This is a genomic window from Halobacillus sp. H74, from assembly GCF_052246715.1.
Lineage (GTDB): Bacteria > Bacillota > Bacilli > Bacillales > Halobacillaceae > Halobacillus > Halobacillus litoralis_A.
On sequence record NZ_JBQQCI010000005.1, the window covers coordinates 196,821 to 223,085 of the forward strand.

The window sequence follows — 26,265 nt, forward strand, 5'->3', positions numbered from 1 at the left end:
GACTTTTGTTGGGAAGAATGAAATTAAATGAAATTGGATATAGCATTAACGGGAGGAATGTATTATAATATCTATTTGTGGTAAAAATCCTTTTAATGAAGGGTTTGTCCTTGTTCAGAACGCAACATCCATCAATTCTTGCAGGTATCGACTTTTCAGAATAATAAAACATTCGTTTTTTAGGAGGATTCTACCGCTTATTGTAGAAATACTGATACTATGCCAAAACTAAATGTGAAGGTCTGGGTAGATGCAGATAGTTGTCCTGTGCAAAATGAAATCGTTGAAGTGTGTAACCTCTATGAAATACAACCTCAATTCATTGCGACAGTCAATCATTACAGTCCAGTAAAATCAAATGAAGGATGGACTTTTGTCGATGATGGATCACAATCAGTAGACATATACATCCTCAATCAAGTTCGCTTTAATGATATCGTCATCACACAAGATCTTTCCTTAGCCGTGTTATTAACATCCAAAGGGGTTTACGTATTAACACCACGAGGTAAACTGGTTAAAGAAAATGATGCTGATAATATTATGAATCAAAAATTTATCCGGCAGCAAACAATGAAGCGTCGGAAAAAGTGGAAAGGCCCATCAGCTTTTACCAACAAAGATGGTGAAAGATTTCGCTCGGCTCTCCAAGATTTGTTGTCAGATGTTGAAGGAATTTAGTCTTTAATCGAGAATAATTGAGTAGTATGGTGATCAAATGGCTGGACACATACCAGATGAAAAAGTGGATGAAATCAGAACGTCATCGGATATTGTCGAAGTGATCGGCGATTATATCGATCTCAAGAAACAAGGCAGAAACTATTTTGGTCTTTGTCCCTTCCATGGGGAAAACACTCCTTCTTTTTCCGTTTCTCAAGATAAGCAGATTTTCCATTGCTTTGGTTGTGGAAAGGGAGGGAATGTTTATACCTTCCTAATGGAGATGGAAGGCTTCAGCTTTGTACAAGCGTTGAAACAATTAGCGGAGCAATCGGGTATCGAGCTTCCGGAACAAATGACAGATGAAGGTCCGGCAGAAAGAAGTCAAGAATCTCAATCGATGTTGGAAGCCCATCAATGGCTCACCAAATTATATCATCATTTGTTAAAGAATTCCAAAGAGGGGCAGGAAGCTTATCAATATTTGGTGGATCGAGGCTTTACGGATGAAACGATTCAAAAGTATCAGATTGGCTTTTCGCCGAATTCAAAAGACTTTGTCGTCACTTTCCTCGAAAAGAAAGGCTACCATCCACAAACGATGGTCAAGGCGGGGCTGCTCAGTACGAACGATCATGGAGACTACGCGGACCGGTTCAGAGGACGGGTTATCTTCCCGTTAAGAAATCACCTCGGAAAGACTGTGGCATTTGCAGGGAGATCCATAGGAGAACAAGAACCGAAGTATTTGAACAGCCCTGAAACGGAGCTTTTTCATAAGGGAAGGCTGCTTTATAATTTCGATCTGGCACGTTCAGCGATCAGAAAAGAAAAGTCTGTATTACTCTTTGAAGGTTTCGGCGATGTCATAACAGCAGATCAAGCAGGTATTCATAATGCTGTAGCAACGATGGGAACAGCATTATCCAGTTCTCAGGCAAACCTTTTAAAAAGGTATGTCGAACAAGTCATTATTTGTTATGACGGAGACCGTGCAGGCATAGAAGCTGCGGTCAAGGCGGCGAAATTGGTTAAGAGTATCGGATGTCAAACCTATGTTGCAAGAGTGCCAGACGGACTCGATCCTGACGATTTCATTCAAAAGAATGGGGGAGAACGATTTCGTCGGGAAATCATCGATACAAGTGATACGTATATTTCATTCATGATGAGCTACCTTCGCAGGGATTATAATCTTCAATTAGAAGGAGATCGGATCACATATATCGAAAAAGTATTACAAGAGATCGCCGTTCTCGATCGTGCTGTTGAAAGAGAACATTACCTCAATGAATTGGCAGCAGAATTCAAGATGGCCCTGGATACTTTGAAAGAAGAAGTGCAGAGAATCAGAGGTAAAAGCGGTGTAAAGGATAATGAGACCAGGAACCGATATACTAATCATACGAGAAAATCATCGGTCCAGAATAAATTACTGCCAGCCTTTCACAATGCAGAAAGGAAACTGATTGCATATATGTTGAAAGATCCTTATATTGCTGATAAAGTTCAGGAGGAAATAGGCGGTGCTTTTAATATAGAAGATCATCAAGTCATCGTAACCCATCTTTATGCATATTATGAAGACGGTAATGAATCGGATATCAGTCAGTTTGTGGAACTGATTGAAGACCCTGCTGTGAAAAGTCTAGCTATAGAGCTTGCGATGGCTCCCATCAGCGAAGAGGTCTCTGATCAAGAAATCAATGATTATATTTCATGGATACGAGCGGAATATTGGGATCTTACCGACATCAAAAATCTCGAAGCTGAATTGAAAAAAGCAGAGCAGCAGAAAGATCCTATCAAAGCAGCAGAAATTGCCATGGATCTTATCAAGCGAAAAAAAGAGCTGAAAAACAACTAGGTATAGTTTGTATAGATTGTTGGAAGGAGGGGGACTTATGGCAGATAAGAAACAACAGCCATCACGTTCTAAAGAAACAACTGAAAATCAGAGTGAACTGACACTTGAGCAAGCAAAAGAGCAAGTGTTGGAGATTGGGAAAAAACGCGGAATCCTAGCCTATGAGGAAGTGGCAGAAAAACTCTCCAGTTTTGAATTGGATTCAGACCAAATGGATGAGTTTTATGAGCACCTCAATGAGCAAGGGGTAGAGGTGATCGGAGACTCAGATACAGATCCGAGTATGAAACAATTGAATAAAGAAGAAGAATTCGATTTAAACGATTTGAGTGTACCACCTGGTGTGAAGATTAATGATCCAGTCCGCATGTACTTGAAAGAAATCGGCCGTGTCAACCTTCTCGCTGCTAAAGATGAAATCAGTCTGGCTCAGCGTATTGAGAGTGGTGACGAAGAAGCGAAACGCGATTTGGCAGAAGCTAACCTCCGTCTAGTAGTAAGTATTGCTAAACGTTATGTAGGCAGGGGGATGTTGTTCCTGGACTTGATCCAAGAAGGGAACATGGGGCTTATCAAAGCCGTAGAGAAGTTTGATTATCGTAAAGGTTATAAGTTCAGTACTTATGCAACATGGTGGATCAGGCAAGCCATCACCCGTGCGATAGCTGACCAGGCCCGTACGATCCGTATCCCCGTACACATGGTGGAAACAATTAATAAATTGATTCGGGTGCAGCGTCAACTCCTACAGGACCTTGGACGCGAACCGACACCAGAAGAAATTGCTCAAGACATGGACCTTACTCCTGATAAAGTCCGTGAAATATTAAAAATCGCTCAAGAACCAGTTTCTTTGGAAACACCTATTGGTGAAGAAGATGATTCTCATCTCGGTGATTTCATCGAAGACCAGGAAGCAACCTCTCCTTCCGATCATGCAGCATACGAATTGCTGAAAGAACAACTGGAAGATGTGTTGGATACGTTGACTGATCGTGAAGAAAATGTTCTGCGTTTGCGTTTCGGATTAGATGATGGCCGCACCCGTACTCTGGAAGAGGTTGGAAAAGTATTTGGAGTCACACGCGAAAGAATTCGCCAAATTGAAGCTAAGGCTCTTCGTAAACTGAGACACCCAAGCCGAAGCAAACGTTTAAAAGACTTCATGGAATAACTATCTTCCTACTCAGGACCCCCTTATCGTTTGGTATTCATTCGGGTGGGTGTCCTGAGTTTTATCTTTGTTGCTGGAGGGTGCTATGAAAGATGACCGTACGAGGACCATTATCAGCGAAATTCATTATTGGAAAAATAACCGCTTATTACCAAGTGAATATTGCGATTTTCTTTTAGCATTGTACACAAAAGGAGATGGGGAGCACGTAGAAGAACGAGAGAACTCCCAGGCGAGTTCGCCTCTTTTTTTCTATCTGAGTATCAGTCTCACTTTATTTGTGGTACCCCTTTCATTTCTTGTCATTTATTTTACTGAAATGGGCATCATAATGCAAACAGGGCTTTTGTCGAGTTTTGTAATCATTACAGGGTTTCATTTCTGGTGGTTAAGAGCTAAGAGGTCGGAATGGTCGTTCCTGCCTTTGATTGTTACATTACTGACAATGCTCCTTCTATCCATCCATATCGTCCAGTATTTCTGGCAAAATGAAGTTGCCTTATACATAGTCATGGGCGTTCACTTTTCTTTGTGGGGCTTTCTTGGCTGGACATGGAATGTGAGAACCTTGCTCATATCTGGTTTGATAGGATTTTTGATACTGTTTATATATATTGTTTTATAAGTTTTCACATGTTATCTCTTTAATAAGTAACGGATTTCAAGTAAAATAAATATAGTCGAATAGACACGAAAAATTCATATTGAGGGAATACATAAGGAGGTTGCAACTAATGAGAAAAAACCCTGTGATTCCATTCGCAGTGATTGCTGTACTAGGTATTATTGTCATGATTATCGTATCTTCAGCTGGTATCAATCAGCGCGAAGCCATCCAGAATGAAGAAGAAGGCGGAGGAGAACAAGAAGAAACGGTAGATGCGAGCCCGGAAGAATTGTTCCAAAACCAATGTGCTACCTGCCATGGTGGAGATCTTAGTGGAGGAAATGGGCCAAACCTTCAAGAGGTCGGAAGTAAATACTCTGCGGAAGAAATCAAAGATATCATAGTCAATGGTAAAGGTTCTGCTATGCCTGCTGGGCTTTATACAGGAGAGCAAGCGACTAAATTGGCGGAGTGGTTGGCAGAGAAAAAATAAGACCTTATAAGAAAAGCTTTCTGTTCACTTCAGAAAGCTTTTCTTTTTAATGAGAGGATTTTTAATATGAATGTAAATCAATTATCAAAACGGCTGACACTAGTGGCAGAATATCTGCCTCATGGCTCCCATTTTGCTGATATAGGGTCTGATCATGCCTATTTACCCTGCTATGTCTGCTTAAGGGATCCAGAAGCACAGGCAATCGCAGGAGAAGTCAATCAGGGGCCTTATAATAGTGCCCGTCAAGAAGTGGAAAAACATGAACTTCAGGATAGGATTGATGTTCGCCTTGGTAATGGACTTGAGGTAGTACAAAAGGATGAAGTCGATCAGATTGTCATTGCAGGAATGGGCGGCCCCTTAATCAGAGATATATTGGAAGAGGGAAAAGATAGACTTACCTCCGTAGAGAGAATTATTACGCAGCCGAACATTGATTCAAAATCGGTTCGACAATGGTTTTATAAGAATGACTATGAACTTGTGAGCGAATCAATCGTGGAAGAGAGCGGCCATATTTACGAAGTTTTAGCAGCTGAAAAGGGTTACCCTTCACGCCCCTACCATAAAGAGAGCATAGAGAAAGAAATGTGGTTAGGTCCATTTTTTTTAGCAAGCCCTTCAGAAACGTTTATCCAGAAATGCCAGGAGGAACTGAATAAAAAGGAATACATCCTAAGGCAAGTGAAGCTGGCAGTGGAAGTCAGTGAGAGCAAAATGGATCGTCTTCAGCAAGAAATAAGATGGTTGAAGGAGGTTATTGAATTATGAAACAGCAATCGATCGCGCAGGAAATCATTAAACAGTTTGAAGAATGGTCCCCTAAGCATTTAGCTTATGATTGGGATAATGTCGGTCTTCAAGTAGGTTCTCTAAACAAACCAGTGAAAAATATCATGGTGACACTGGATGTATTAGAAAATGTCGTAGATGAGGCAATAGAAAAGAACGTTGACTTAATTATCGCTCACCACCCATTATTGTTCGTGAAATTGAGCCAGATCAATTTGAATACGCCTAAAGGAAGGATAGTCCAGAAGCTGATCAAGCATGATATCACTGTATATGCAGCACATACAAATTTAGATATAGCACATGGCGGTGTCAATGATGTCATGGCAGATCTATTAGGCTTGAAAAATCGAAAGCCTCTTATCAAATCAGGTGAGGACAAGTTAGTCAAACTGACGGTTTTCGTTCCTGAAGACCATGCCGATGCGGTTAGAAATGCGATCAGCGAGGCTGGAGCGGGTCATATAGGTAACTATAGTCACTGCACATATCAATTGTCCGGCCAGGGTACGTTCCAACCAGAGAGTGGTACAGATCCGTTTATTGGAGAACAAGGAGAACTTGAAGTCGTTGATGAAAAGAGAATTGAAACCATTGTTCCTAAATCAGATTTGGCGGGTGTATTGAAGGCGATGGAAGCAGCTCACCCTTATGAAGAAGTTGCCTATGATCTTTATCCTTTATTGAATGAAGGAGAGTCGCTTGGTGCTGGAAGGGTCGGTACACTCCCTGAACCTGTGCAGTTGGAGAAATTTATTGGTCAGATTAAAGAAGCTTATGAGATCCCATCAGTTCGCGCAAGCGGTGATCTTACAAAGATGGTGAAAACTGTTGCTCTCCTTGGTGGCAGTGGAGAGAAATATATCCATGCAGCTAAACGGAGCGGGGCAGATGTTTATATTACTGGGGATATGACTTTTCATATAACTCAAGATGCAATGGAAATGGGTCTGGCTGTCATAGACCCGGGGCACCATGTCGAAAAGGTCGTATGCCCTAAGGTGAAGGATTACTTAGAAGAGCATTGCAATCAAAATGGACAATTGAATATTCTTATTTCAGAATCAGATACAGAACCGTTCAAAATGGTATAATGAAAAACCACAGATTTACAAGGTGAGATGCTAAAAGCCTTGTATATCTGTGGTTTTTTTGTATTTGATACCACCATTGAATGGCATCCTTGCGTGAAGAAAGCCAGACTGCCCCCAGCCTTATTACGTTCTATTCGCTTTCTTTTTGGTTTTGACTCTAGGAAGAATCTTTTTCTGTTCTACTTTAGATTCGCGAATCCATGTGTCTTCATTTTCATGGTCAAAATGCTCAATGAATTTAATTACTTCTTTAGTGATAGGGGTTGGTGTGGAAGCGCCGGCTGTAACGGCAACTGTTTCGACACCTTCCAACCAATCAAGATGGATTTCGGTGACGTCTGAAATACGGTAGGCCGTGGTTCCTGCTTTTTCTTTGGAAACCTGAGCAAGGCGGTTAGAATTGTTACTTTTCGGGTCGCCTACGACGAGAGTCAAGTCAGCTTTTCCGGCTTGTTCAGACACTGCTTCTTGTCGGACTTGGGTGGCCATGCAAATTTCCTGCTGTTTCTCTAACTGAGGAAATTTTTCCTTCGCTCTCTCCATCACATCATAGACGTCCCATTGACTCATGGTTGTCTGGTTTGTGATCATCAATTTGTCATGGGCAATCTCAAGCTGGTCCACATCCTCTTCTGTTTGAACGAGGTGGACTTTGCCCGGGGCTACACCCATCGCTCCTTCAGGTTCTGGGTGGCCTTTTTTCCCTACATAAATGATTTCATATCCTTCTGCTACTTTCTTTCGAATCAAGTTGTGAGTGTTCGTAACGTCAGGACAGGTCGCATCAAGGACAGTCAAACCTTTAGCTTTGGCGCGTTCCTTCACTTGCGGAGATACACCATGTGCAGTGAATATAACTGTGCCATCATTGATTCCTTCTAACATGTCATTACGATTCTTCCCATCAACTGTGATGATTCCTTCCTCTTCGAAAGCATCTGTAACATGGGTGTTGTGGACAATCATCCCTAATATATATATCGGGCGAGGTAGATTCGGGTCTTTCGCTGCGTTCTGGGCAATGACCATAGCGTCTACTACACCGTAGCAATAACCGCGAGGGGCGATTTTAATGACTTCCATTCTTTAACGTCCTCCTCTTTATCCAATCCAATAACTTTTAAGATATCATTATCATTATAAAGGCTAAAGGGAAAGATGACAAAGAAAGCAGATGTTAAAATAACGATATCGTGCAATTTTTCCCTGCCTCTATTATAATAGGGAAGGAACATTTTATTTAAAAGGAGAACGGTTATGAGTAAGCATAAATTTGAACAATACGCCATTACCCCTACAGTCAGTAAGATTGTGGGAGGGCTGGGCTTTCAAGAACCAACACCTATTCAGAAACAAGTATTACCACCTGCATTGAGAGGAGAAAGTTTGATCGGTCAATCTCATACAGGTTCAGGGAAAACACATGCCTTTTTACTTCCATTATTAAATCAGTTGGAAGAAGCCATCAATTCAGTTCAGTTTGTCATTACAGCACCGACGAGAGAGCTTGCCATTCAGATTCAAGATGAAGTGAAAAAAGCGATTGAGATAGCTGGAAAAGAAAATGTATGGCGCTCCAAGCTTCTTATTGGTGGTACGGACAAGCAAAAAATGGTGGGCAAACTAGCGTCAATGACTCCACATATTGTAGTCGGCACACCAGGAAGAATATTAGATATGGTTAAAGAAGAAGCCATTGATTTATATCATGCCAAAGCATTCGTTTTGGACGAAGCGGACCTAATGCTTGATCTGGGTTTCATTGAAGATGTCGATCAAATTCTTGTGCGGATGGACCAAGAGGTACAAATGATGGTCTTTTCTGCAACGATCCCGGAAAGGTTACAGCCTTTCCTGAAAAAGTATTTGACGAATCCGACTCATATAGAAATTGAGGATGACAAACCTTCGCCTGAATCGATGGAACACCGTTTGATTCCATTGCGCCATAAAGAGCCTGCGGACATTATCATCGATATATCCAAAGCTATCCAACCCTATTTGGCCATCATCTTTACAAATGGAAAAGAACACGCGAACAGGCTAGCAGACCAATTGATGGACAAAGGTTTGGAAGTTGGGCTTTTACATGGCGGCTTATCTCCGAGAGAGCGTAAACGGATGCTTAAAGAATTGCAAAGCCTTCGTTATCAATACATCGTAGCCACGGATCTCGCATCTCGAGGAATTGATATTCAAGGTGTCAGTCATGTAATTAATGCCCAAATGCCTAAAGAGGAAGAATTCTACGTTCACCGTGTAGGTCGTACTGCCCGTGCAGGATTACAGGGCACTGCCATTAACCTTTATAAAGAATCAGATTTACCTTTGATACAGAAGTTAGAAAAGAAAGGTTTATCGTTTGATTTTTATGAGGTGAAAAATGGAGAATGGAAAGAAGTCAACTCCTACAATGAAAGACAAACAAGAGAGCGCAGTGCCTCAAGTGAAGAGAAAAAGGCGAAGCAAATGGTACGTAAACCGAAGAAAGTCAAACCAGGTTACAAAAAGAAAATGAAGCAGGAAGCAGATCAGAATTTGAAAAAGATGAAACAAAACCGTTTTCGTAAGAAGTAAGGAAGGAAAGGGATTTTATGTTGAAAATCGGTTCACATGTATCGATGAAAGGGAAGAAAATGCTTCTAGGGGCCAGTGAAGAAGCTGCCTCATATGGTGCAGGGACATTCATGATCTATACGGGAGCCCCTCAAAATACTAGACGTCGCCCGCTTGAAGAACTGAATATCGAAGCAGGCACTGAACATATGAAAGAACATGGCATGGAGGATATCGTCGTCCATGCTCCTTATATTATTAATATCGGAAATACTACAAAACCAGAGACTTTTCAATTAGGTGTCGACTTTTTACGTAATGAAATTGCCCGTACTGAAGCGCTGGGTGCGAAACAAATCGTGTTGCATCCTGGTTCCCATGTCGGTCAAGGAGTAGAAAAGGGAATTCCGAAAATCATTGAAGGGTTAAATGAAGTCTTGCACAAAGACCAAAATGTCCAAATCGCCCTTGAAACGATGGCTGGAAAAGGATCGGAGATAGGGAGAAGCTTTGACGAACTTGCCCAAATTATCGATGGTGTGACAATGAACGAAAAACTTTCCGTATGTATGGATACATGTCACATCCACGATGCAGGATATAACGTCGTAGAGGATTTTGACGGTGTACTGAATGAGTTCGACAAAATTGTTGGACTTGACCGTTTGAAAGTGATTCACGTAAACGACAGCAAGAATGCTCAGGGCGCAGGAAAAGACCGACACGAAAACGTTGGTTTTGGGCACATCGGGTTCAAGGCCCTTCATCAGGTCATTCACCATCCGGCATTAAATGATCTGCCGAAGATTCTTGAAACTCCATATGTCGGAGAGGACAAGAAAAACAAAAAACCTCCATACCGGTTTGAAATTGATATGGTTAAAGAAGGAACTTTCGATGAAAACCTAAAAGATAAAATCATGGAGCAATAATCGGATGTGAAAACGCCTTTGTAGTTCCGCCAACCATAAATTGAGATATTAATATGCACAGAAAAAAGCAGGAAGGTTCAGCTTCCTGCTTTTTTCGTCTGGGAAATGGTGTTACATGAGTGCCAAACCTCTCGAGGTCTTAAGCAATCTCTTTGCTGTGGCAAAAACCGCCACTTCAAAGATTTACTTAAGCTAGTTGAGGCTGGTCAAGCACTTGCGCTTTTGTTTATTTCAGCCAATCTTCCACACCATACTCCTTCGCGATCTTCATAAGTAATTGATTCACTGATCGTGCTGTATCTTTTGAAGTGATACTCGCAAGTTTCTTCAGCATTCTCTTCCGGCCCTCTGGATCAAAGGGGTTCTCCTTATTCTTCTTCAAAGCTTTCACAATGGCTGCGGCTTCTTGTTCGGATATAGAAATGCGGTACTTTTTACTATAAAAAAGTAATTCATTTACGGTTAGTTGTTTCAACTTTTGGGTAATGAACTGTTGTGCCACATTTTTCATTGGCTTATACTCCCTCTCTCCTTATTTAGTACACCATATGAAAAGTGAGAAGGATATGTGTTTTTAAAAAATCATGTGATTGAGTATATCAATTGAAATACACCAGGCAATACTTTAGTGTAAGCCAATGGGTCCAAATGGGTACTGCTCAAAAGTGCCGATTTTGCAGGGACAGCGAAGGAGTGAATGAAATGAATGAGAATCCTTTTTTAAAGAAAACGGGTTTAGCGATGCTGCTCGTTGCAGTAACGTTCTTTACTGTGCACCAATGGAACCAGAAAGAGGAAAAAACTTTAGCTGAAAAGAATCAGCAATTAGAAAATAAGAACGAAAAGCTTGTCACAGAAAATGATCGATTAAAGTCAACCAACGATTATTTGAAAGGGCAGCCTGTGGAAACAAGCGAGAAAAATGGATATCACACATGGCCTGCTATAGAAAAGAAGGCAGAACAACTGGTCAAAGATAGTGATGGAGAATTCAAAAAGTCATGGGCGATGTATTTAGTGAGGGAGTCCAAGCGTTATGAAATCGATTCCTCTCTCGTTTACGAATTGTTAAAAGTGGAAACGGGGGGAACGTTTGATCCAGAGCTTGTAGGGCCTGAGACAAAGTATGGACACGCTTATGGAATGTCCCAGTTCATGAAGAATACTGCTCCATGGATTGCTGATATGGCTGACTTACCTTATGAAGATGAGCTTTTATTCGATCCTTATTATTCCATGCAATTATCATTAGTTTATTTAGATTTTCTTAAAAGCAAGTATGAAAATTGGGACGAAGCTTTAACGGCTTATCATCGAGGGATGGGTGGTCTAGAGCAATACAAGGAAGAAAATGGGCATGCTGAAAGCTGGTATGCGGAAGAAATTCAAGAAAAAGCAGACACTCATACAACAGTAGCTATAGCTAAGTAAGCTTCTGTATTACCAATTAAGTAATTCAGTTATAGGGCGAAACCACATTTCGGAGTCCCTTATCTGGATTATTTTTTATCCAAATGGTAAAAAAAACCTTCCCATCAACTTCCTGATGTAAATGGAGATAATCTTCACATACTAATCATGATTCTCCAAACAGAAAGGGAGGTTTTCGTATGTATGATCCGAAAAATCCTGAAGAGAATCAGGAAACAGAAAAAGCTCCACAGCATGGTGATGAGATAGAACAAGTGCACCATGAATCGATGGATGAAGAAGTTCACGAGGAGCCAACAACTGAGCAAGTAATTAATGAAGCCTTTGATACTATGCAGGAACAAGATTTCAGAAGGGAAGAGGGCTATGATCAAGTAGAAGCAGTCGATGATCATGGTCGCGGACCTAACCAACCTGTATACGGAGATAGTTATGAAGAAGAATTCGCTCAAGAAGCGGCAGTCGGCCGTATAGATGAGCCTATGCACAATGAAGAGCAGGAAACGACGATGGAGGACAACGTAAACGCTGGAATGGGATGGTTGGGATTAACAGCAGCTATCCTATCCTTTTTCTTCGCTCCGTTGATCCTGGGTGCAGCTGGCATAATCTTAGGAATCGTTGGAAAGCGACGTGGAGCAGATACTCTTGGGAATATGGCGATTATCGTCAGTATAGTTTCTATCGCTTTTTCCTTATTCTTCGCACCGTTTTATAACTTGATTTAATTATTTTGCCGGAAGTATCAAAAAAAGGGCGGACCATTATGGTCCGCCTCTTTTTTTTAGGATTGTTTTAATTTTTCTTTTTCAAGTCGTTCTTTTTCATAATGTTCTTCAGCCAGTTTGTCGACTTCTTTTTTCAGCTCTTCTACCATAATATCTTCTGGAACCTTACGGATAATCTCACCATGTCTGAATAGGAGTCCTTCACCACGAGCTCCGGCGATTCCGATATCCGCTTCACGTGCTTCTCCCGGGCCATTGACGGCGCAGCCGAGCACAGCTACTTTTATGGGTGCTTTGATGTTTTGAATATATTCTTCGACTTCATTAGCGATGGAAATCAGGTCGATTTCAATTCTGCCACAAGTAGGACAGGAAATCAATGTAGCTGCATTGGAAGCGAGACCATATGATTTGAGAAGTTCTTTTGCCACTTTAACTTCTTCCACAGGGTCCGCACTTAAACTGATTCTGACAGTATTCCCGATGCCTTTACTCAAAATCGCGCCTAGCCCTGCAGCGCTCTTCACTGTACCTGCGAAAAGCGTTCCGGATTCTGTAATGCCGAGGTGGATCGGATACTTGAAAGCAGCCGCCGCTTTTTCATAGGCTTCGATAGCCAATTTAACATCTGAGGCTTTCAAGGATACAATGATATCATGGAAGTCTAAATCCTCAAGAATCTTGATATGGTGCAAAGCACTTTCAACCATTCCATCTGCAGTCGGATAGCCGTACTTTTCAAGAATGTGACGCTCAAGTGAGCCCGCATTTACACCAATACGAATCGGGATTCCCTTTTCCTTCGCAGCTTTTACAACTGCCTCTACCTTTTCACGCTTACCGATGTTTCCAGGGTTGATCCTGATTTTGTCGGCACCGCCTTCAATGGCTTTCAATGCTTTTTTATAATCGAAGTGAATGTCTACGACGAGTGGGATATTGATGCGTTTTTTGATTTCTGGAATTGCATCAGCCGCACGGTCATCCGGACATGCCACACGGACGATTTGACAGCCAGCTTCTTCTAATCGTTTGATTTCAGCTACTGTTGCTTCCACATCGTGTGTTTTCGTTGTAGTCATGGATTGGATGACGACCTCATCCGCTCCACCTATCGTTACGTCCCCGACTTTGACGGGACGAGTATCTTTTCTGTGTGTAATTGCCATTTAGAATCGCTCCTTTATATTTTCACAAAAAGGTATGCAAGATGTTTTTCCAACCTTCATTATAAGGGCTATCTTCTCAAATGAGAAGTCAAGTCACTTAAATAAAAACGTTCACACTTAAAATTAATGTGAATCGGACTCAAATATGTATAAATTATATCATGAGACATTGGTGAAAAAAATTAATAATGTTTGAAACAAACCGCCACCTTTGCACGTACATATAGTATTCAGGGAGAGGATGTGAAACCCCGTGTTTTCTTATGATTGGATTGCTTTATTCATCACTTTATTAGGAACGATGTTTTTGATTGGTGAATTATTAGTTAATATGCGTGGCTTTTTCGCTTTGATCGGTTTTGGTTTCATTACTGTATATTTTTCAAGTTACCTTGCTACAGATATGTTTATTGTTATGATGCTTGTCTATTTTCTCGGTATCGTTTTAGTAGTGATCGATGGAAAACTGATTAACGATGGTACACTCGCCACTATTGGCGGTGTAACAATGATTATAGCTGTAGGTTTCAGTGCCCCGAACTGGGTAGCAGGGATGTATAGTGTCATTGGTGTCATCCTTGGCGGTGCAGCGTCTTTACTTTTTTTGAAGGTGTTCAAGCGGAGGCAGATGTGGACGAAAATGACGTTAAACGATCAACTTTCTTCAGAAATGGGCTACAATTCGATGAAAGAAACTTACCAATTTCTAAAAGGAAAGATTGGTAAAGCCAGGACTGATATGAGACCAGTGGGAACAATTCAAATCGAAGGTGAAGATTACAGTGCTGTCTCCAATGGTCAGTGGATTTCAAGGAATGACAAGATAGAAGTTGTATCAGTGGATGGAACAAGAATACTGGTCAAAAAAATCGAGGACAACTAAATCACTGCATTGCTGGACATCATTACTTGGTTGTACAACCAAGTAATGATGTTTTTTTATATAAAACCCAAGTATGGAAATCGAGAGCGCATAAACCCTTTCCAGTTCCAACGCCTGGCCATGTTTATATTATTTTACGAAGGAGATATTGATAGAGAGGGTCTTCTTTAGTTATCACTGATACAGTCTTTTTCAAATATTACTAATTCTCAGTATAATATGAACTTTATGAGGGTATTAGGGGAATGTAAATTTAATGTTAAGATTCATTATTAGCCTTTACAACAATAAATCCATCGTTAATAATGAATGAGGTGTTTTAAAGAGAAATAATTTGTAGAATCTTGGATGAGGAAAGGGTGGAGAGTAAATTGGATATCGATGTGCAAAAGATGATATTTGAATTCATCGGTGGGCTGGGTATTTTCTTGTTCGGCCTTAAATACATGGCTGATGGATTACAAAGAACAGCTGGGGATCGGTTGAGGGAACTATTGGACCGTTTTACGCGAAATCCATTAATGGGTGTGATCGCAGGTACAGTTGTTACAGTATTACTTCAAAGTAGTAGTACCACAACCGTGTTGACAGTCGGTTTAGTTAACGCCGGGTTTATGACATTCAGACAAGCAATCGGCGTCATCATGGGTGCAAACATAGGTACGACAATGACAGCATTTATCATCGGTTTTGATATTAAAGCATATGGACTTCCTATACTTGCAGTTGGTGCGTTCTTATTATTCTTTTTCAAAAGTAAAAAAGTGGCGAACATTGGACAAACATTGTTCGGTTTTGGTGCGCTATTCTTCGGCTTGGAGGTTATGAGTGGAGGGATGAAACCTCTTCGGTCAATGCAAGCCTTCCAGGATCTTACCGTAAGTATGAGTGATAATCCTATTTTAGGAGTTATTGTTGGAACACTGTTTACAGTAATCGTCCAAAGCTCGAGTGCGACGATCGGTATTCTGCAACAGTTGCTGGGAGAAGGTTTGGTTGATCTTCAGGCAGCCATACCAGTACTTTTTGGTGACAACATCGGAACGACCATCACAGCTGTCCTTGCTTCAATCGGAGCAAGTGTAGGGGCGAAGCGTGCTGCTTTTGCCCACGTAATATTCAATGTGCTCGGCGCAACTGTATTCTTGATTCTCCTGGTTCCTTTCGAAAGATATGTGAATTGGCTGCAAACAAGTATGAATCTGGAGGCGGAAATGACCATCGCCTTTGCACATGGTTCTTTCAATTTAGCGAACACAATTGTACAATTTCCATTTATCGCTGCCCTGGCTTGGGTTGTAATTAAACTTGTCCCAGGGGATGATTCTCTCATCGATCATAAACCTCAGCATCTGGACCCTATATTTATTGAACAATCTCCATCACTCGCTTTAGACCAAGCGAAAGAAGAAGTGATCCGCATGGGAGAGTATGCATATAAAGGACTGGAAGAAACAAGCCTGTATCTGAATAATAAACAACAGAAACATTCTGAAGTGGCGATGCAGATTGAAGATGCATTGAACAACTTAGATCGGAAAATCACCGATTATCTGGTGGATTTATCGCAGGCATCTTTATCTGATGAAGAGAGCCACAAACACTCTGCATTGATGGATTCTGTCCGTGACTTAGAGCGTATTGGCGACCACTTTGAAAATATCATTGAGCTTATCGATTATAAGAACTCTAATAAAGTCAATCTTACTCCACAGGCGTATGAAGATTTGAATACGATGTTTGACCTGACATTAATGACAGTGAAGCAAGCAACAAAAGCTCTTGAAAATATGAGCAGAGAAGAAGCGTTAGCTGTCGTTCAGAAAGAAAATGAATTGGATCGAATGGAACGCAGCTACCGTAAGAAGCATATTATCCGATTGAATGAAGGTGTATGCTCAGGACAAGCTGGCATCGTCTTTGTCGACATGATCAGTAACCTGGAGCGTATCGGTGATCATGCGGTTAATATTGCAGAAGAGGTGCTTGGAGAAAAAGAAAGCTTATAATTAATTCACAGAAGGCGGATGTTTTACATATCCGTCTTCTGTGTGATTTTCTTTGAAAAATCCTTGAAACCTTCACGGCAACATGCTATATTATTTTTGTCGCTATTTTAGATAGCAAAAAACTTATTGACGAAAAAATGGATAAGTGGTATATTAATAAAGTCGCTTAAGAGCGATTCTTAAAATATGGCGGTGTAGCTCAGCTGGCTAGAGCGTACGGTTCATACCCGTGAGGTCGTGGGTTCGATTCCCTCCACCGCCACTATCATTTACATATTTGAAACATGGCGGTTGTGGCGAAGTGGTTAACGCACCGGATTGTGGTTCCGGCATTCGTGGGTTCGATTCCCATCAGCCGCCCCATGTGGACCCTTAGCTCAGCTGGTTAGAGCTATCGGCTCATAACCGATCGGTCGCAGGTTCGAGTCCTGCAGGGTCCACCACATTTTCATACGGAGGAGTACCCAAGTTTGGCTGAAGGGAGCGGTCTTGAAAACCGCCAGGGGCTTTACGGCTCGCGGGGGTTCGAATCCCTCCTCCTCCGCCATATACATATACCTTACCGTGTGTAACTTCTTTAACGCATGTTATGAAGTGAAAAATAATTATGGCTTCACCGAAATCACTTGCAACGAGACAAGCACAGAACACCTTCGAATCATCATCAAGACCAGATAAAGTGCGAAAGTAATGTGAAAAATTTTATCTTATCATGGCTCGGTAGCTCAGTCGGTAGAGCAACGGACTGAAAATCCGTGTGTCGGCGGTTCGATTCCGTCCCGAGCCACTTTTTAAAAACAAGCCAGCTGGCTTGTTTTTTTTATGTTTGAAATTTGAAAGTAAGGGAATTCTTAATAGCGGGAGAGAAGTTCTTCTCTTCTGATGCAAAAAATTTGCAAGTCATTTTCCGGTTTGATAATGTAAAGTGAGAAGCAGTTGCTTCTGGTTTTACATATTAATTTAAAGGAGGAGTTACATTATGGCTAAATTTGAACTACCAGAACTACCTTACGCTTATGATGCGCTAGAACCAACCATCGATAAGGAAACAATGAACATCCACCATACGAAACACCACAATGGTTATGTCACGAAACTGAACAACGCGCTTGAGGGTCATGCAGATCTTCAAGACAAATCATTGGAAGAGCTGCTTTCCAATAACCTTTCAGTTGTACCTGAAGACATCCGTACTGCTGTACGTCGTAACGGTGGCGGTCACGCAAACCACAGCCTTTTCTGGACAATTATGTCCCCGAATGGCGGCGGTGAGCCAACAGGTGATCTAGCAACGCAAATCAATGATGCCTTCGGAAGCTTTGATCAATTCAAAGAGAAATTCGAAGAGACGGCTAAAGGTCGCTTCGGTTCCGGTTGGGCTTGGCTTGTAGTCAATAATGGAAACCTTGAAGTAATCGATACACTTAACCAGGATTCACCGATTATGGAAGGTAAAACTCCAATCTTTGGTCTTGATGTTTGGGAGCATGCTTATTACCTGAACTATCAAAACCGTCGTCCAGATTACGTTTCAGCATTCTGGAATGTAGTGAACTGGGAAGAAGTATCCAAGCGTTTTGACGCTGCTAAATAAGAGTAAACACTGATTAGAGAGGTGCGGGTAAAATATCCGTACCTCTCTTTTTTGTATATCTCCTTTTGTTCTGACAAGACTAAGTATGAACAAAAAGGAGACATGAGTATGGTGAGTAAGCTGCGAGCGTGGCTCAGCCACGAAAATGTATCAAAAGATTTATTGTTGTTACTTCTCATTGGAGGCTTATACTCCTTAGGAATTTTCCTATCCAGTACATTCGTGAATATTTATTTATGGAAGCAATCCAATAGCTATACGGATATCGCTTTATATAATTTAAGTATATATGTGTTGCAGCCGTTGACGTTCATTTTTGCGGGAAAATGCGCTAAGCGTATCGATCGTGTCATAGTTTTGAGAACAGGGGTCACTGTTTTATCTTTGTTTTTTTTGACCGTATTGATTGTAGGGGAGCGTGCGGCTACATTTAACATTATGCTTGGTTCGTTACTTGGGATAGGGTATGGGTTTTATTGGTTGGCCTATAATGTCCTGACTTTTGAAATTACAGAACCTGATACAAGAGATTTTTTCAATGGGTTTTTAGGAGTTCTTCAATCATTTGGAGGGATGTGTGGTCCTCTTTTGGCTGGATACATCATTTCCCGGTTAAATAATTTTACAGGGTATACGGTCATATTCACCATTTCATTTGTTATGTTTATTGTGGCTGTTCTTGTCAGTTTAGGTTTATCCAGAAGAAAAGCGAAAGGGAATTTTTCTTTTCGACGGATTATTAACGAACGGGAAAATAATCCGAACTGGAGACGTATTCTGAATGCACATGTCGCCCAGGGTTTTAGAGAAGGAACTTTTTTGTTTGCTGTTTCTATATGGATTTTCTTGATGACGAAGGATGAATTGTCTCTAGGTGTCTTCAATTTGGTTTACTCAGGATTCTCATTTTTGTTTTTCTTTCTTGTCAGCAGATGGGTCAAGCCGCGTCGTCGTAAAAAAGCAATATTCATATCAGGTTTAGCACTGTATTTGAGTGTAATTATTTTGCTTTTCAGTGACACGATGACTATGTTATTGATTTATGGGGGCATCGCCGGAATCTTTTTCCCGCTTCTGTATGTGCCGTACGTTTCATTGACGTATGATGTCATCGGGAAATCATGGAATGCTGCAGAAATGAGAATCGAATATATAGTGGTGAGGGAAATTTTCCTCAATTTTGGACGTGTGCTGTCTATTATTGTTTTTCTGTTGGCTATTACGGTCATCCCACCCGAAACAGGGATTCCATATATTTTGCTTCTTGTCGGCGGAGGCCATTTCCTGATTTACTTTTTCATCAAGGGTATCGATACGAAAATTCCTCCTGCGAGTCATAATTGAAACCATTCTCCCATGAGCTTCGTCTATCCTATAGTAAAGAAAAGATGCTATAATGGATAAAGGATTTTTAATGAAGGAGAGGAGTTCATGGGAAAGAATAAAAAGAATAAACATAAACAAAAATCACACCTTCCTTTCCGGCTGAACGTGGTGTTTTTTGTTGTGTTCCTATTGTTCGCGGGGATTATTTTACAGCTCGGTGTCGTTCAAATTCTCAATGGGGAAGAAGCTCAGGATGAAATTGACCGGACAGAAAATACGACCACCAGCATTCCTGTCCCTCGTGGGGAAATGTATGATCGATATGGACGAGTGATGGTTGATAACCAACCACTATACTCGATTACATATACACCGCCAAAAGGTGTACAGCCTGATGATAAACTTGCCCTCGCAGAGGAATTGTCGCAATACATTGATATGGAATATGAAGATAAGTTGACAGATAGAGACTTGCGGGAATATTACTTCTTGAAAAATGAAAAAGAAGTACGATCACGTATCGAAGACGAGGATACTTCGAATCTCGATAATGGAGAAGTGTATCAACTTCAATTGGACAGCATAACAGATGAGGAAATCTCAGGTTTTGATAGTCAGACTAAAGAGATCATCGCAATCAAGAAAGAATTGGATCAAGCCTATGCGCTTGCTCCACATGTTGTGAAAAATTCCAACATTTCAGAAAAAGAATATTCAACAGTTGCTGAAAATTTAGCAAAACTTCCGGGCATCAACGTAACCTCAGACTGGGAAAGGACATATCCCTACGATTCACTCTTCCGTAGTTATATCGGGAATATTACATCAAGAGAGCAGGGTGTTCCGCGTGATCAGCTCGATTATTTCATGTCTTTAGACTATAGTCGGAATGATCGTGTCGGCACAAGTGGTCTGGAACAGCAATATGAAGAGGTCCTGCGAGGGACGAAGGAGAAAGTTCAATACGAAACAGATAAGAATAACAATGTTATCAACTCTAAAGTGATCCGGGAAGGTCAACGTGGGAAAGATATCGTTCTTTCAATTGATGTAGAGCTTCAGAAAAGAGTGAATCAAATTCTTCAGGATGAATTACTTAAAGCCATCAGTAAAGCCCCTGGAGAGAACCGTAATTTAAAGAATTCTGTTGCCGTTGTGTCCAACCCGAATACAGGAGAAATCCTCGCGATATCGGGCCAGACTTATAATCGAAATCCTGAAGAAGGAGAATCACGTTTTTCAAATACTTCACACCAGGCAGTTTATAACGCATACACTCCAGGCTCTGCTGTGAAAGGGGCGACGATTTTAACCGGTCTTCATGAAGGGGCGATTTCTCCAGGTACCAGAATCAACGATAAGAAAATCAAAATCGGAAGCGATGCTTCTAAAGGTTCCTATACACCGAATATCGGCGTAGTCAATGATATTCAAGCATTGCAGCAATCGTCCAACGTTTATATGTTTTTCTTGGCGATGTATTTGGGTGGCGAATATGGCAACAGATATACTATGCCGAGTTTATCCTTGAAAGAAGGAACATTTGAGAATTTCGTCTATAATTTCAATCAATTCGGTTTAGGTGTTGAAACAGGTGTGGATTTCCCTTATGAAGGGATTGGAGTAGAAGGAGGTCCGATTAGTAAACCAGGTCAGATCCTTGACTTTTCAATCGGCCAGTTCAGTACGTACACCGCCCTGCAGTTGAATCAATATGTGTCAACGATTGCAAACGGCGGAAAAAGATTAAAACCCCGACTAGTGAAAAGTATTCATGAACCATCCATCACAGATGATTTGGGAGCTGTTTATAAAGATTACTCTCCACAAGTCCTGAATCAATTGGAGATGGATCAATCTTACATTGAACGGGTGCAGGAAGGTTTCAGACAGGTCTTCCAGACGAGCCAGGGGACAGCGAGCAGTGTTTTTTCGAAAGAACCATATGCTCAGTATCGGATGGCAGGTAAAACGGGAACAGCTGAGGTAACACAGTATAAACCGGACGGAAACGGTGGTACAACCATAATAAAAAACTTACTAAATAAGACTCTTGTCGGTTATGCACCTTATGATGATCCTGAGATTGCCTTTTCCATTATTACACCTTATTTAGGTGATCAGGCAACAAGTACGTTCAATGTAAGCAATAACATCGGAGCCAGGATTGGTCAGGCTTATTTTGAATTGAAAGAGCAGCGAGCAGATAAAGGAATCGAAATGAACAATAGTGAGGAAGCAGAAGAAGAGGAGTGATACGATTTGTATCACTTCTCTTTTTTTTGGTTAGTAGTGCGGGGTTAGTGGTGTTGAAGAAGCAATGGCTTTTTACAAAAATCCAAAGTTCGTAAATTATTCTACAAAAAACTTCAATTTACAAAACCTTAACGTTTAGTTCATATGTGATTAAAACTCTCCCTTTAGTATAGAAAATGTGAGTTGGCCAAGCCGTCAACGACAAATACAAATGATGATAATAGGGGGAGAAAGGAATGAAAGCTTTAAAGAATTCAGCACTGATGTTTGCATTTATCCTGGTCCTGGGAGTACTGGCAGCATGTGGTGGCGGATCTGAAGAAGGATCAGCTACTGAAGAAGATAACGGTTCAACAGATGGTTCTGAAGACGTCTCCGGAGCAATCGCTATCGATGGTTCATCAACCGTTTTTCCAATTATGGAGAGCTTGACATACTCTTACAATCAGAAGAATCCTGACGTGAACATCACTGTGAATGCCTCAGGATCTGGTGGTGGATTTAAAAAAGCTACTGTTGGTGAAATTGATCTAAGTAATGCTTCTCGCCCGATTAAAGAAGAAGAAAAAGCGACAGCTAAGGAAAATGGTATTCAGCTGGAGCCACTAGAACTAGCTTATGATGGTATATCTGTTGTGGTTAGCCAACAAAACGATTTCGTTGAAGAGCTTACGATTGAACAATTAAAGCAGATTTTCTTAGAGTCTTCGGAGGCAACCATGTGGTCCGATATTAACCCTGAATGGCCGGAAGAGGAAATTAAAATCTTCAGCCCTGGTCATGATTCCGGTACTTTCGACTATTTTAATGAAGTAATTCTTGAAGAAAAACCGATGAGAGAAGGCGAAAATACGACATTATCTGAAGACGATAACGTTCTTGTACGGGGAATTAAAAATGACCCTAATGCAATCGGATTCTTCGGTTATGCCTACTATGCGGAAAATAAGGACAGCTTAAAAGTTCTTGGTATTTCTGAAGATGGCAAAGAAGCTGTAAAACCAAATGGTGAAACAATCCAGGATGGTTCTTACAAACCATTATCCCGGCCCCTATTCACTTATGTGAATGTGGACTCTTATAAAGAGAAACCACAAGTCAGAGATTTTGTTGAATTTACTTTAAAAAATGCAGGTAAAGCTGCTGAAGAAGTTGGTTATGTAGCATTACCTGAAGAAAAATATCAAAAACAGCTTGAAACAGCTCAAAGCTGGGCTGAATAATTGAACATGAAAACTTAACGAGGAGGGTGAGACTGTTACTGGTCTCACCTTGCCTTATGGATGAGAGGAGTTTTAAGGATGGGCAAAGGTTTAGAGGGAAAATCGATTGATGTCCAACAGATGATTGAAGAAAATAAAAACAGTAGAAGTATTGGAGAGATAATAGAGAAAGTCATCCCATACTTCCTGCTTCTGTGTGCTGCTGTAAGTGTGCTCACTACAGGCGGTATTCTTTTTACTTTACTGAGAGAATCGATCGTTTTTTTCTCAGAAGTAAACCTCATTGATTTTTATACTGGAACACAATGGTCTCCATGGTCAGGTGAATTTGGTGTTGCCCCTTTGATTGGTGGTACTTTACTCATCACATTGATTGCTACTGTTGTAGCGGTACCATTGGGCTTAATGTCAGCCATTTTTTTGAGTGAATATGCAAACGACAAAGTAAGGCGTGTAATTAAACCTGTGCTTGAAGTATTAGCAGGAATACCGACTGTCGTTTACGGTTATTTTGCTTTAACGTTCATTACTCCAATGTTTCAATCGATCATCCCTGACTTAGGTATATTCAATGCTTTAAGTGGTGGGTTCGTAGTCGGAATCATGATCATCCCGATGGTTGCCTCTTTATCAGAAGATGCGATGAATTCTGTTCCTAATGCACTGCGCGAAGGTGCCTATGGATTAGGAGCTACGAGGTTGGAAGTTGTGTTCAAAGTTGTACTTCCTGCAGCATTCTCCGGAATTGTAGCATCTATTGTATTAGCTATTTCCCGTGCAATCGGAGAAACAATGATTGTAACCATTGCTGCCGGAGCCACACCTAATCTGACTTTCAATCCTACAGAGTCCATTCAAACGATGACAGCATTCATAGTACAAGCGGCGACAGGTGACACAACGTTCGGCTCCACGATTTATTATAGTCTGTATGCTGTGGGTCTGACTCTATTCATCTTCACTCTTGTGATGAACTTGATTGCACAATATATTTCACGCAGGTTCAGGGAGGAATATTGATGTTTGGAAAAAATGAACAATCGATCAAGAAGCGAATGGAAGGAAGAGTGATTGCGAATAAAGCGATGATGGTTTTATTCGGATTAGCTACTACTGTCGGTCTTGTGTTTTTAGTACTGCTCTTTTACCGTGTATTGACTCAAGGAATTGGATATATAAGTTGGGAGTATATTTCAAACTTTCCTGCTCCTTATCCTGAAAAAGCAGGAATTTATGCTGGTTTAATTGGATCTATTTTCTTAATGGTTATCGTTGCAATCTTTTCCGTCATTATCGGGGTTGCTACGGCAGTCTATTTAGAAGAATATGCACCGAAAAATAAGGTTACTGAATTTATAAGGGTAAACATTCAAAACTTAGCAGGTGTACCATCTATAGTGTTTGGACTCTTGGGATTAACGTTTTTCGTTTATATGTTCAACTTCGGTTATACGTTAATAGCTGGTGGTCTGACAATGGCTTTATTGATTCTTCCTGTCATTGTCGTGGCGGCGCAGGAAGCCGTTCGTTCCGTACCCGGAGAAATCAAAGAAGCTTCGTATGGTATGGGAGCTTCAAAATGGCAGACGATTGCCCGCGTAATTCTGCCAGCGGCGATACCGGGGATCCTGACAGGAACCATTATTGCACTTTCTCGTGCGATCGGTGAAACAGCTCCATTAATCATTGTGGGAGCTGCAACGGCCATCTATACGCTGCCAGATTCGTTATTAGCAAAATATACGGTTATGCCTATTCAGATATATAACTGGACAGGTCGACCGCAGGAAGAATGGCAATTTGTCGCAGGAGCTGGAATCATAGTATTGCTAGCGGTTCTGCTGCTTATGAATTCAATTGCTGTGTTCATCAGGAATAAATATCAGCACCGTCTTTAATTTGGATGAGGAGGGTTTCATAATGAATAAAGTTATGGAGAAGAAACCGAAAGTTAGTGGTGACAAGGACAATCGAATGACAACAAATAGTCAAATGAAACCAAATCAAGTGGAAAATATCATTGAAGTGAACGACTTGAATTTGTGGTATGGATCTGATCAAGCTCTTTATGAAGTGAATATGAAAGTGCCGCAAGAACGTGTGACAGCAATCATCGGTCCATCTGGATGCGGGAAGTCGACTTTTCTGAAGACATTGAACCGTATGGTCGAAATGGTTCCTATCGTGAAAACTTCCGGATCGATCAAATATCGCGACCAAAATATTTTCAGCAGCAAATTCAAAGAAGAATACTTGCGTACAAAAGTCGGGATGGTTTTTCAAAAGCCCAATCCGTTTCCGAAATCAGTCTATGATAACGTAGCCTATGGTCCAAGAATCCACGGCATTAAGAAAAAAGAGGTTTTAGACCAGATTGTCGAAAAGAGTTTGAAAGATGCTGCGATTTGGGAGGAAGTGAAGGATCGCCTTCATGAAAATGCTTATGGTTTATCCGGTGGACAGCAGCAACGTGTATGTATTGCCCGTGCTTTAGCTGTTGAACCTGATGTCATTCTCATGGACGAACCGACATCTGCATTAGATCCAATTTCTACAGCAAAGGTAGAAGAACTGGTTCAAGAACTTAAGAAGAAATATAGCATCATTATCGTTACGCACAATATGCAGCAGGCTGCCCGTATTTCAGATAAGACAGCTTTCTTCTTAAATGGTGAACTGATTGAATTCGCAAATACTGATGACTTGTTCCAGAACCCTCAAGATAAACGAACAGAAGACTATATCACGGGACGTTTCGGTTAAAATAACATTTCAGGGGGAAGTCTCATGTCCATTCGAGCTCATTTTGAAGAAGAACTAAATGATTTGAAAGAACAGATCAAACAATTATCTATTGATACAAAAGAATCTTTGGACGCTGCTATTCACGTCCTTTATGCAGCAGATGTAGAAGGTGCCAAAAGGATTATGGAAGAAGATAGCATCATTGATCAAAAGGAAGAGAAAATTAATGATGATGCGATTTTGATGTTAGCCAAACAACAACCTGTAGCAAGGGATTTGCGTAGAATCATTATTGCAATAAAAATATCTTCAGACTTAGAGAGGATGGCTGATCACTCTACGAATATTGCCAAAGCGACCATTCATCTCGGGAAGAGTCATGGAATAGAAGTTACTCCAGATTTGAAGCAGATGGCGATTATGGCAATGGACATGGTGGACCTTGCTGTCAAAGCTTTTGAATATGAGGATATTACTTTGGCAAGTAAACTGGCAGAGTTGGATGATGTCATCGATGAAAAGTATGGGTCGATTGTAAAAGAAATGCTGGAACTTACAGCTGTGAACCCTGAACAGATTCAGCACATTATGCAAATGGCTTACATTGCCCGTTATATCGAGCGTTTTGCAGATCATATCACGAATATTGGTGAGAATGTCTTTTATTTGGTCAAAGGTAAAACGTACTATTTAAATAATTAAAGCATGAAAAAGCTTGGA

General features: G+C 41.0%; 24 protein-coding genes and 5 tRNA genes. 26 read left to right on the forward strand and 3 right to left on the reverse strand.

Annotated elements, in window-relative coordinates:
* The first annotated feature begins 219 nt into the window (after positions 1-219).
* The 7 genes from ACTWPX_RS13265 (at position 220) to ACTWPX_RS13295 (ending at position 6,693) form a co-directional block, all read left to right on the forward strand.
* Positions 220-681: a YaiI/YqxD family protein gene (locus ACTWPX_RS13265; RefSeq protein WP_443120171.1), complete on the forward strand. Its 462-nt coding sequence runs from the start codon at positions 220-222 to the stop codon at positions 679-681.
* A gap of 37 nt (positions 682-718) precedes the next feature.
* Positions 719-2,530, forward strand: coding sequence for a DNA primase (gene dnaG, locus ACTWPX_RS13270; protein WP_443120172.1), 1,812 nt, complete (start codon positions 719-721; stop codon positions 2,528-2,530).
* Between the two features lie 37 nt (positions 2,531-2,567).
* Positions 2,568-3,704: an RNA polymerase sigma factor RpoD gene (gene rpoD, locus ACTWPX_RS13275; RefSeq protein WP_128526433.1), complete on the forward strand. Its 1,137-nt coding sequence runs from the start codon at positions 2,568-2,570 to the stop codon at positions 3,702-3,704.
* Between the two features lie 85 nt (positions 3,705-3,789).
* Complete coding sequence (locus tag ACTWPX_RS13280) at positions 3,790-4,329, forward strand: hypothetical protein (protein WP_443120173.1); 540 nt, start codon at positions 3,790-3,792, stop codon at positions 4,327-4,329.
* 109 nt (positions 4,330-4,438) lie between these two features.
* Positions 4,439-4,804 (forward strand): cytochrome c550, encoded by a 366-nt coding sequence (gene cccA / locus ACTWPX_RS13285; RefSeq protein ID WP_443120174.1) that lies wholly within the window; start codon positions 4,439-4,441, stop codon positions 4,802-4,804.
* 66 nt (positions 4,805-4,870) lie between these two features.
* Complete coding sequence (locus ACTWPX_RS13290) at positions 4,871-5,578, forward strand: tRNA (adenine(22)-N(1))-methyltransferase (protein ID WP_443120175.1); 708 nt, start codon at positions 4,871-4,873, stop codon at positions 5,576-5,578.
* Positions 5,575-6,693 (forward strand): Nif3-like dinuclear metal center hexameric protein, encoded by a 1,119-nt coding sequence (locus ACTWPX_RS13295; RefSeq protein WP_443120176.1) that lies wholly within the window; start codon positions 5,575-5,577, stop codon positions 6,691-6,693. Before ACTWPX_RS13290 ends, ACTWPX_RS13295 begins: the two co-directional genes overlap by 4 nt.
* 123 nt (positions 6,694-6,816) lie before the next feature.
* Here the strand turns inward: ACTWPX_RS13295 and ACTWPX_RS13300 are convergent, their stop codons facing one another.
* Positions 6,817-7,776 (reverse strand): 4-hydroxy-3-methylbut-2-enyl diphosphate reductase, encoded by a 960-nt coding sequence (locus ACTWPX_RS13300; protein WP_443120177.1) that lies wholly within the window; start codon positions 7,774-7,776, stop codon positions 6,817-6,819.
* Between the two features lie 174 nt (positions 7,777-7,950).
* On the opposite strand from ACTWPX_RS13300, the gene ACTWPX_RS13305 reads away from it, so the two are divergent.
* Together ACTWPX_RS13305 and ACTWPX_RS13310 are read left to right on the forward strand one after the other, a co-directional pair.
* On the forward strand, positions 7,951-9,270 hold the full coding sequence (locus ACTWPX_RS13305) for a DEAD/DEAH box helicase (protein WP_443120178.1): 1,320 nt from the start codon (positions 7,951-7,953) through the stop codon (positions 9,268-9,270).
* Positions 9,271-9,287: 17 nt separating this feature from the next.
* Positions 9,288-10,181 (forward strand): deoxyribonuclease IV, encoded by an 894-nt coding sequence (locus ACTWPX_RS13310; RefSeq protein WP_443120179.1) that lies wholly within the window; start codon positions 9,288-9,290, stop codon positions 10,179-10,181.
* 226 nt (positions 10,182-10,407) lie between these two features.
* Here the strand turns inward: ACTWPX_RS13310 and ACTWPX_RS13315 are convergent, their stop codons facing one another.
* Positions 10,408-10,692 (reverse strand): DUF2624 domain-containing protein, encoded by a 285-nt coding sequence (locus ACTWPX_RS13315; protein WP_443120180.1) that lies wholly within the window; start codon positions 10,690-10,692, stop codon positions 10,408-10,410.
* Between the two features lie 191 nt (positions 10,693-10,883).
* Between ACTWPX_RS13315 and ACTWPX_RS13320 the strand changes: the two genes are divergently transcribed.
* Both ACTWPX_RS13320 and ACTWPX_RS13325 read left to right on the forward strand, forming a co-directional pair.
* Complete coding sequence (locus tag ACTWPX_RS13320) at positions 10,884-11,612, forward strand: transglycosylase SLT domain-containing protein (RefSeq protein WP_443120181.1); 729 nt, start codon at positions 10,884-10,886, stop codon at positions 11,610-11,612.
* Between the two features lie 179 nt (positions 11,613-11,791).
* A complete protein-coding gene (locus tag ACTWPX_RS13325) occupies positions 11,792-12,340 on the forward strand; it encodes a nucleoside recognition domain-containing protein (protein ID WP_128526442.1) in 549 nt (182 codons plus the stop codon).
* 56 nt (positions 12,341-12,396) lie between these two features.
* On the opposite strand, the gene ispG is transcribed toward ACTWPX_RS13325, so the two are convergent.
* A complete protein-coding gene (gene ispG / locus ACTWPX_RS13330) occupies positions 12,397-13,509 on the reverse strand; it encodes a flavodoxin-dependent (E)-4-hydroxy-3-methylbut-2-enyl-diphosphate synthase (RefSeq protein ID WP_128526443.1) in 1,113 nt (370 codons plus the stop codon).
* A gap of 253 nt (positions 13,510-13,762) precedes the next feature.
* On the opposite strand from ispG, the gene ACTWPX_RS13335 reads away from it, so the two are divergent.
* From ACTWPX_RS13335 to phoU, 15 genes are all read left to right on the forward strand, one after another.
* The gene (locus tag ACTWPX_RS13335) at positions 13,763-14,392 is read left to right on the forward strand and encodes an NfeD family protein (RefSeq protein ID WP_443120182.1); all 630 of its coding nucleotides are present in this window, start codon (positions 13,763-13,765) and stop codon (positions 14,390-14,392) included.
* 371 nt (positions 14,393-14,763) lie between these two features.
* Positions 14,764-16,401: a Na/Pi cotransporter family protein gene (locus ACTWPX_RS13340; protein WP_443120281.1), complete on the forward strand. Its 1,638-nt coding sequence runs from the start codon at positions 14,764-14,766 to the stop codon at positions 16,399-16,401.
* 188 nt (positions 16,402-16,589) lie between these two features.
* Positions 16,590-16,663, forward strand: a tRNA-Met gene (locus tag ACTWPX_RS13345).
* A gap of 25 nt (positions 16,664-16,688) precedes the next feature.
* Positions 16,689-16,764: transfer RNA gene (locus ACTWPX_RS13350), tRNA-His, on the forward strand.
* A 3-nt stretch (positions 16,765-16,767) separates the two neighbouring features.
* Positions 16,768-16,844: transfer RNA gene (locus ACTWPX_RS13355), tRNA-Ile, on the forward strand.
* Between the two features lie 11 nt (positions 16,845-16,855).
* Positions 16,856-16,948: transfer RNA gene (locus tag ACTWPX_RS13360), tRNA-Ser, on the forward strand.
* Positions 16,949-17,115: 167 nt separating this feature from the next.
* Positions 17,116-17,188, forward strand: a tRNA-Phe gene (locus ACTWPX_RS13365).
* A 192-nt stretch (positions 17,189-17,380) separates the two neighbouring features.
* On the forward strand, positions 17,381-17,995 hold the full coding sequence (locus ACTWPX_RS13370; RefSeq protein WP_128526445.1) for a superoxide dismutase: 615 nt from the start codon (positions 17,381-17,383) through the stop codon (positions 17,993-17,995).
* A 108-nt stretch (positions 17,996-18,103) separates the two neighbouring features.
* Positions 18,104-19,339, forward strand: coding sequence for an MFS transporter (locus tag ACTWPX_RS13375; protein WP_443120183.1), 1,236 nt, complete (start codon positions 18,104-18,106; stop codon positions 19,337-19,339).
* A gap of 87 nt (positions 19,340-19,426) precedes the next feature.
* Complete coding sequence (locus ACTWPX_RS13380; RefSeq protein ID WP_443120184.1) at positions 19,427-21,577, forward strand: peptidoglycan D,D-transpeptidase FtsI family protein; 2,151 nt, start codon at positions 19,427-19,429, stop codon at positions 21,575-21,577.
* 236 nt (positions 21,578-21,813) lie between these two features.
* Entirely contained in the window at positions 21,814-22,800 is a 987-nt protein-coding gene (locus ACTWPX_RS13385) for a PstS family phosphate ABC transporter substrate-binding protein (RefSeq protein ID WP_443120185.1), read from the forward strand.
* Between the two features lie 78 nt (positions 22,801-22,878).
* Positions 22,879-23,820 carry a phosphate ABC transporter permease subunit PstC gene (gene pstC, locus ACTWPX_RS13390; protein ID WP_443120186.1) on the forward strand — a complete coding sequence of 314 codons (942 nt, stop codon included), beginning with the start codon at positions 22,879-22,881 and terminating at the stop codon, positions 23,818-23,820.
* Complete coding sequence (gene pstA, locus ACTWPX_RS13395; RefSeq protein WP_443120187.1) at positions 23,820-24,698, forward strand: phosphate ABC transporter permease PstA; 879 nt, start codon at positions 23,820-23,822, stop codon at positions 24,696-24,698. The genes pstC and pstA overlap by 1 nt, the downstream gene beginning before the upstream one ends.
* A gap of 76 nt (positions 24,699-24,774) precedes the next feature.
* Positions 24,775-25,563 carry a phosphate ABC transporter ATP-binding protein PstB gene (gene pstB / locus ACTWPX_RS13400; RefSeq protein ID WP_443120282.1) on the forward strand — a complete coding sequence of 263 codons (789 nt, stop codon included), beginning with the start codon at positions 24,775-24,777 and terminating at the stop codon, positions 25,561-25,563.
* 24 nt (positions 25,564-25,587) lie between these two features.
* Entirely contained in the window at positions 25,588-26,247 is a 660-nt protein-coding gene (gene phoU, locus ACTWPX_RS13405; protein WP_443120188.1) for a phosphate signaling complex protein PhoU, read from the forward strand.
* Positions 26,248-26,265 lie beyond the last annotated feature (18 nt).